7 protein-coding genes are annotated in these 6,805 nt (G+C 55.4%); 3 read left to right on the top strand and 4 right to left on the bottom strand.

What is annotated here, in order from left to right; genetic code table 11:
• The first annotated feature begins 116 nt into the window (after positions 1-116).
• The 3 genes from dctP to LC354_RS25430 are packed head-to-tail and all read left to right on the top strand — an operon-like array spanning position 117 to position 3,063.
• The gene (gene dctP / locus LC354_RS25420; protein WP_223428760.1) at positions 117-1,106 is read left to right on the top strand and encodes a TRAP transporter substrate-binding protein DctP; all 990 of its coding nucleotides are present in this window, start codon (positions 117-119) and stop codon (positions 1,104-1,106) included.
• Between the two features lie 59 nt (positions 1,107-1,165).
• Positions 1,166-1,747, top strand: coding sequence for a TRAP transporter small permease (locus LC354_RS25425; protein WP_223428761.1), 582 nt, complete (start codon positions 1,166-1,168; stop codon positions 1,745-1,747).
• Entirely contained in the window at positions 1,747-3,063 is a 1,317-nt protein-coding gene (locus LC354_RS25430) for a TRAP transporter large permease (protein ID WP_223428762.1), read from the top strand. Before LC354_RS25425 ends, LC354_RS25430 begins: the two co-directional genes overlap by 1 nt.
• Before the next feature lie 265 nt (positions 3,064-3,328).
• Here the strand turns inward: LC354_RS25430 and LC354_RS25435 are convergent, their stop codons facing one another.
• The 4 genes from LC354_RS25435 to LC354_RS25450 all read right to left on the bottom strand — a co-directional run bounded on the left by LC354_RS25435 (position 3,329) and on the right by LC354_RS25450 (position 6,579).
• The gene (locus tag LC354_RS25435) at positions 3,329-3,868 is read right to left on the bottom strand and encodes a hypothetical protein (RefSeq protein WP_223428763.1); all 540 of its coding nucleotides are present in this window, start codon (positions 3,866-3,868) and stop codon (positions 3,329-3,331) included.
• Between the two features lie 115 nt (positions 3,869-3,983).
• Positions 3,984-4,865, bottom strand: a complete 882-nt coding sequence (locus tag LC354_RS25440; RefSeq protein WP_223428764.1) for a hypothetical protein — start codon at positions 4,863-4,865, stop codon at positions 3,984-3,986.
• 386 nt (positions 4,866-5,251) lie between these two features.
• Entirely contained in the window at positions 5,252-5,863 is a 612-nt protein-coding gene (locus LC354_RS25445) for an SEL1-like repeat protein (protein ID WP_223428765.1), read from the bottom strand.
• Positions 5,860-6,579: a hypothetical protein gene (locus LC354_RS25450; protein WP_223428766.1), complete on the bottom strand. Its 720-nt coding sequence runs from the start codon at positions 6,577-6,579 to the stop codon at positions 5,860-5,862. Before LC354_RS25450 ends, LC354_RS25445 begins: the two co-directional genes overlap by 4 nt.
• Between the last annotated feature and the right edge of the window lie 226 nt (positions 6,580-6,805).

The raw sequence follows: 6,805 nt of genomic DNA on the forward strand, positions 1-6,805 counted from the left end.
AGACGATGTCATCAAGCAGTACCTGGAATTACATTCCGACAAATGATGCCTCCGGCGTCAGCCGGTGGTCCTTCACTGCAACCGGCTTCGTGTCGGCACCACCAGGGAGGAACAATATGAACAAGAAACTTAAATCGACATTCGCAGCCGTTGCCATGATGGCCGCTTCCACGACAGCCGTTTATGCGCAAAACCTTCGTCTTTCGCACCAGTGGTCTGACAGCGACATCCGCCATCAGGTCGCACAAATCGTCGCTGATGAGGTCGCTGCCGCGGACGTGGGTCTGGAAATCCGCATCTTTCCGACCCAGTCGCTCTTCAAGGCCCGTGAGCAATATACACCCTTGTCACGTGGCCAGCTTGATATGACCGTACTGCCTTTGTCCTATGCTGGTGGTCAGCAACCTGCGTACAACCTGACCCTGATGCCCGGTCTGGTCAAGAACCACGATCATGCTGCGCGGTTGAACGAAAGCCCGTTCATGGAAGCCATCGAAGCCAAGATGGCCGAAGATGATGTGATGGTGCTGGTCCACGGATACCTCGCCGGTGGCTTTGCCGGTAAGGATGAGTGCATCACCGGGCCCGACGATATGCCCGGCAAACAAACCCGCGCCGCTGGTAAGGCGTTCGAGCAGATGCTGGCAGGCGCAGGGGCGTCCATCGCATCCATGTCCTCGTCCGAGATTTACAACGCGATGCAGACCGGCGTTCTGGATGCCGCCAATACGTCCTCGTCGTCCTTTGTCAGCTACCGGATTTATGAGCAGGTCGCCTGCTACACTCCCGCAGGCGAATATGCGCTTTGGTTCATGTATCAGCCTTTGCTCATGAACAAATCCACCTTTGAAGGTCTGACCGAAGAGCAACAGCAGGCGTTGCTGGCTGGTGCCGCCAAGGCCGAGGCCTTCTATCTGGAAGAAGCCAAGAAAGAAGACGCCGCCAGCCGTGAAGTCTTTGAAAAGGCAGGCGTGGAAATCGCCGTGATGTCAGAAGCGGACTTCAACGCGTGGCGTGCGCTGGCCCAAGAGACGTCCTACAAGGCGTTCGTGGAAGAGACACCCGATGGTCAGCAACTGCTTGATCTGGCGCTCTCTGTCGACTGATCCACAACCCGGGGCGGCGATCATGCCGCCCCCTCACGTTTTGGGGTCAGGAGAATTTTGTGTCTGGGAACCTAAGCACCACTGTCGCACGCACCGGCGGCAACCCGTTTCTTCGTGTCGTAGCCGCAATTTCGACACTGGCCGGATGGATTTCCGCGGCCATGATCGTTGCCGCCGTCGCGATCACCTGCCAGATGATTTTCATCCGGTTTGTGATGAATGGATCAACTGTCTGGCAAACCGAGGCAGTCATTTATCTGGTCATTGCAGCGACCCTTTTGGGCCTGCCGTATGTGCAGCGCTTGCGTGGGCATGTGAATGTTGATCTGATCCCGATCTGGCTGGCCCCCAAGGCGCGGCACCGTCTCTTTATCCTGACGATGAGCCTGTCGATCCTGATTGTCGGAACAATGCTGTATTACGGTTTTGAATACTGGCATTTCGCATGGGATCGGGGCTGGAGATCGGACACGGTCTGGGGCGTGCGTCTGTGGATCCCTTATCTGGCGTTGCCCGTGGGGTTTGCGCTTTTGATGCTGCAACTGATCGCTGATCTGGTCGCCGTGGTCCTCGGGATCGACGACCCTTTTGGCATTGGTAAAACCGACGGGCTCGAATCCCGTACATCGGGAGGTGTGTGATGGATCCGCTGCTTTTGGGCGGTCTGGTCGCCGTCTTCACCATTCTGGTTCTGTTTTCCGGTATCTCGGTGGCCCTCGGGCTTCTGGTCGTTTCAGCAGGGTTCCTGATTGTCTTTGACGGCATGCGGTCGCTTGAACTGATGCCGGAAATCCTGTTTGGAAAGCTCAACAACTTTGCCCTGCTGTCGATCCCGATGTTCATTATCATGGGGTCTTCGATTGCATCGACGCGCGCAGGTGCTGACCTTTACGAGGCACTGGAACGCTGGCTGACCCGCGTACCCGGCGGTCTTGTGATTTCAAACCTTGGAGCTTGTGCCCTGTTCTCGGCGATGTCCGGATCAAGTCCCGCGACCTGTGCTGCCATCGGCAAGATGGGCATTCCGGAGATGCGCAAACGCGGCTACCCCGACGGCGTCGCGGCGGGTTCCATCGCGGCGGGCGGTACCCTGGGCATTCTGATCCCCCCTTCTGTCACAATGATTGTCTATGGCATCGCGACCGAAACCTCGATCGGCCGTCTGTTTCTGGCGGGCGTCTTCCCCGGCCTGATGCTGGTGGGCCTGTTCATGGCCTGGTCAATGTATGCCACGTGGCGGTCGGGCAATATGGCGGTCCTGTCATCGACCACGTATTCTTGGCGCGAAAAGTTCGAAATCCTGCCTCGCGTCCTGCCGTTCCTCGCAATCATTTTGGGTGTGCTGTACGCCATGTATGGCGGAATCGCGACACCGTCCGAAACCGCAGCTGTGGGCGCACTTTTGTGCCTGATGATCGCGGTCATGATCCATAAGTTGTGGAACCCCAAGGACCTTTGGGTTGTCCTGCGTGACAGCACCAAGGAGTCGGTGATGATCCTGTTTATCATCGCCGCAGCAGGCGTGTTTAGCTACATGCTGTCGTCGCTGTTCATTACGCAATCCATTGCGGCCTGGATCGGAACGCTGGACGTCAATCCATGGGTGCTGATGGCGGCGGTGAACGTGTTCTTGCTGATTGCCGGGTTCTTCTTGCCCCCGGTGGCCGTCATCCTGATGGCAGCGCCCATTCTGTTGCCGATCATCACAACAGCTGGTTTTGACCCGATCTGGTTTGCGGTGATCCTGACCATCAACATGGAGATCGGGCTGATCTCGCCGCCGGTGGGTCTGAATCTTTATGTGATCAACGGTATTGCGCCGGACATCAAGCTCAAGACGATCCTCGTTGGATCGATGCCCTATGTCGCCTGTATGGTACTCGCCATCCTTCTGCTGTGCCTGTTTCTAGGCATTGCGACGTGGCTCCCCGACGCTGTCATGGGAGCGGCGGTATAACGCTGAGGGCTGCTGTATGCGCGATCGGTTTTGAACGACGGAACCGAACCGTGCGGCGCGGTGATCGCGGGGTAGGGGCTTTGATCACCGAGCCGATTGGGCGGCAGACGAAGGCACCGGACGCAGTCGCCACGGGTTTGCGCGTGGTGTGTCGCGTTTTTTTGGGGGGTGCCGGAGATACCACTGACCCTGCTCGGGAGTAAGGCAAACCATGCGAAGTCATGCAACGGACGCAATGTACCGGGTGTCACACAGGGCTACGGTTCTATTTGAGAGCTGGACCGGCAGAACGGGATTCAAACTCAAGCAACACCCGTTTTACTTCTGCTGCGGTGGTCGGAGCATTTGACATCGCTGCCTCAAGTTTGGCCTGAACCTGAGGGGTTTTCAGCACCCTCAACACGTCGGCCTGCACGGTTTCAGACCGATCACCTCCCGGGTTATTCTTGGTCTGCAGCAACAGCCGAGCAAGCAGTTCGATCTGGGTTAAAGTCAGTGTCCTGGCCTTGGCTTGCTTCACCACACGTGCGAGCAAGCCAAACCAATAGTCCGCGTCCCAATTATCCGCGTAGTCAGCCGTTATCCAGAATACTTCGTCGAGATGACACAGGCATTCCAGAATGAGGGTGAGCTGTTTTTCGGTAACCGGCGCGCACGTCAGAAGCGCCGGAATATCAACGTCGTAAACAGCGGTTTGGAATTTATCGAGTTTTTCAGCGGTCGGACCATCGTATACGATCGAGTCAAGATATTCTCGCTCAATTTCCGACAGCCTTTCATAGTGCTGATCCGTGTCGTTTGTCATGATGTGTAGCGCCACCAAATCGTAAAGACGGGTGACGTTCTGACTTGAGGAGGTATCCGCGCATCAGGCCTCAGTTCAGCAGCGGAACTGGGCTGCGGCAAGCGCATTGGCTTGGTCATTTGTAAGGGAACCATTTTCGCTCGATATACCTGCCGGATGGACCAAACAAAGTTGCCGCCAATCCAGAGCTGTTTCGACCAAAGCCGCTCATCGCAACCAAACTGTTCCCCGTTTTGATGCAATCAAGATATTGGGTTTGCGTGGCCGCCGCATTCTTGTTCAGTTCCGCAACAGTCATGTCACTGACAATGGCCACTGCAGCTTTGTTGCTGTGCAACCAGCCTGTGAACGGTGGTTGGCATTCATAGCTGACGGCATACCCGGCCCTGTGACCCACAACCTCTGTTTCGCGAACCTCAGCGGCAGGTGTTCGAGTGACAGTGGCGGAGTCGTTGCTTGTGATGGTTGCAAGATTTCGGGCGACATAATCACGAACCAACGCATCTTCGCGCGCGGCATCAGACGCAGATCGCGTGATATTGAGCAATTCCTGCGAATAGGTCGACCATAGCGTCAGCTGATCACCATCGGCGCGCAGGACAAATGCTGTGTTCTTGTCTGATGGGATGACTGGCTCCAGCACGCCGCCCTTGCCGCGTTTCTCGAAGCCCTTGCCGGGCAATGTGGCAAGGTAATGGTCGGCAGTCCCCGGAATCCGGGACAGATAGAACACAGCACGGCCACTGTCCCCGCCGCTTTGGAAACTTCCATAGAGCGCTGTCAGGGTTTGCTGACCGAGTTCCATCGGTGAAATCACAACTGAGGCCCTCGAGCCATATTGGTCCGGCTCGGAGCGATAAACACCGGTAAATCGAGCGAGCTCTGTGCCGGTGATTTGGCTTTCCGTGTAGATGGGAAGAGAGCGCAATTCAGTACAGGCAGTGGCACAAAAGAGAAGACATATGCCGACGAAGAGGCGGCCAAGGCATTGAAACATATTGTTTTCCCAATGGATCGTCGCCGTGTCCGAAGTTATCTGCGGGGACTATTCTAAAAATTGCGTATCGGTCGAAATATTGCTGTCAAAACGTCGTGAAGGTGCAGGAAATGTGGTCGCGCTGTCAACGCGCATCTCGCATGACCTGACCGCGTTCCGGACGTTCAGGGTCTGAAACTGGACAGATCGCCAAATTTCCCGTGGTGCGGTTCGTTTTGAAAACACAGGGCGGTTCCGACGTGATCCCTGGTATTGTGCTCCTCAAACGAGCGAAGCGGTACTCCAGATGCCTTGATTTCCAAAGTTTGCCATCAGTCACGGGACGAAGACGGGGTAACGGACATCAAAGTCGCCCGGCACATGGCAGCATGATTTTCGGAATGGCGTTATTTGTTCAGGTCCGGGTCGGACAGGATGCGCTGGGCTTCTGAAAGGTCGCGTACGGTTTGGTCGATTTCATCTTTTTCATGGGTCAGTTCCACGATCGTTTTCGTCAGATCCCGAAGTTTACAGCCGCGTTCATAGCCATATTCACAAGATTTTATATAATAGCCGAGGGAGATCAGTTCGCTTGCTTCAGTGCCGAAGCCGTCGCCTGCCATCTCACCCGCCAACGAGCAAGAAGCACCGTTTTCAAGGGCGCATCCCTTGCGTGCAATTGCAAATACGGTGGGCTGTGGCACCGTTGGATCACTCAAACGCATGTATAAATCTGCGGCATAAACACATGCGGTACCATGCCCCTTGGAGCATGCGACGGCGTAGAAGTCTGCGGCGACAGGCTTGCTTTGCGGAAGGGCAACTTTTTCTCCGTCTCGTTCTATCGATCCTCGATAGATGCCATCGCCGATGCGCATGCAGAATTCCGCTGAGCGGTTACTGCAAGTCATCAGTAACTCGCGCGCATTTTGCCGCAAGATCGTGTCGCGTTCCGTGATTTGCGCAAAAGCTGTATTTGCGAAAAGAACGGCGCTTGCCATGATCAGTAGAACTTTCATTTGGCGTTCTCCGTCGTGTCCGGGTTTTCACACCGCCACTGTGTGGCAAGGCAGTAAACTGCCTCGGTGAAGGGTTGGGCAGGGTCGCGCACGTCGATGACACCAAGATTGAATTTGCTATAATCATCCTTCGGTTCCGCGCACGGGGTCGCCCGCAGTTTGGACTCGAGTTCCGAAAGGCTGTCCACGGGAACAATGCGATAGCTGTTGCTATCGCCCCAACTTGGGCTGCCGGTTGTGCCTTCGATCAACAGGAACGGGAGCGCGCTGCGCTGGTACTGCCGATACTGTTCGAGCGCATTCCAACGTATCCGTCGCGGGATATTTGGGGACTGATAGAACTCAAAGAACGGCGGGCGTTTCCTGAACAATGAGTCGGCGTCTGCGATGCAGACATCGAGCGCATGGAAAGGCGTCCCAGTCCTATCCGCAACAACACGGGCAGTGATGCCAATATCACTGACACAATCATAGTTGAGATGAGCTGCCTTGACCAATTCAAACAGGGCCTGAACGGAAGTATCTTCGAGGCCTTGCTGGGCAAAGAAGTAGGTTTCAAAGATGCAGCCAGCGCGGTCAATTGACAATTCGCTGATACATTTTCGGTCATCCTGCATGATCCAATGACCCGTGCTGCGACCCAAATCGACACGCGCATTGCTGTCGGAAAACCGAAAAACCCGCTCTTTGTCGGAGAAATCTGCAACCGGAAGCATGGATCGGACCTTGAATGAAATCTATTGGAAAAATGTTTTTACAAATTGTATCTGCAGATGACGCTACACCTTAAGCCATTCCGCCGTAAAGCCTCACGCGGTTTCAACTGCGGGCGCCGAGCCACCAACTCAGGGGCATGTGGCTGGCGGTATTCCTCCGGTGAGGGCCGTCTTTTTGATTGTTGGGGATTTTTGTAGCGTTTGCATTTATGAGCAGCAGCAAATC

Source organism: Tateyamaria pelophila (assembly GCF_019966495.1).
In the GTDB taxonomy this organism is placed as follows: domain Bacteria; phylum Pseudomonadota; class Alphaproteobacteria; order Rhodobacterales; family Rhodobacteraceae; genus Tateyamaria; species Tateyamaria pelophila.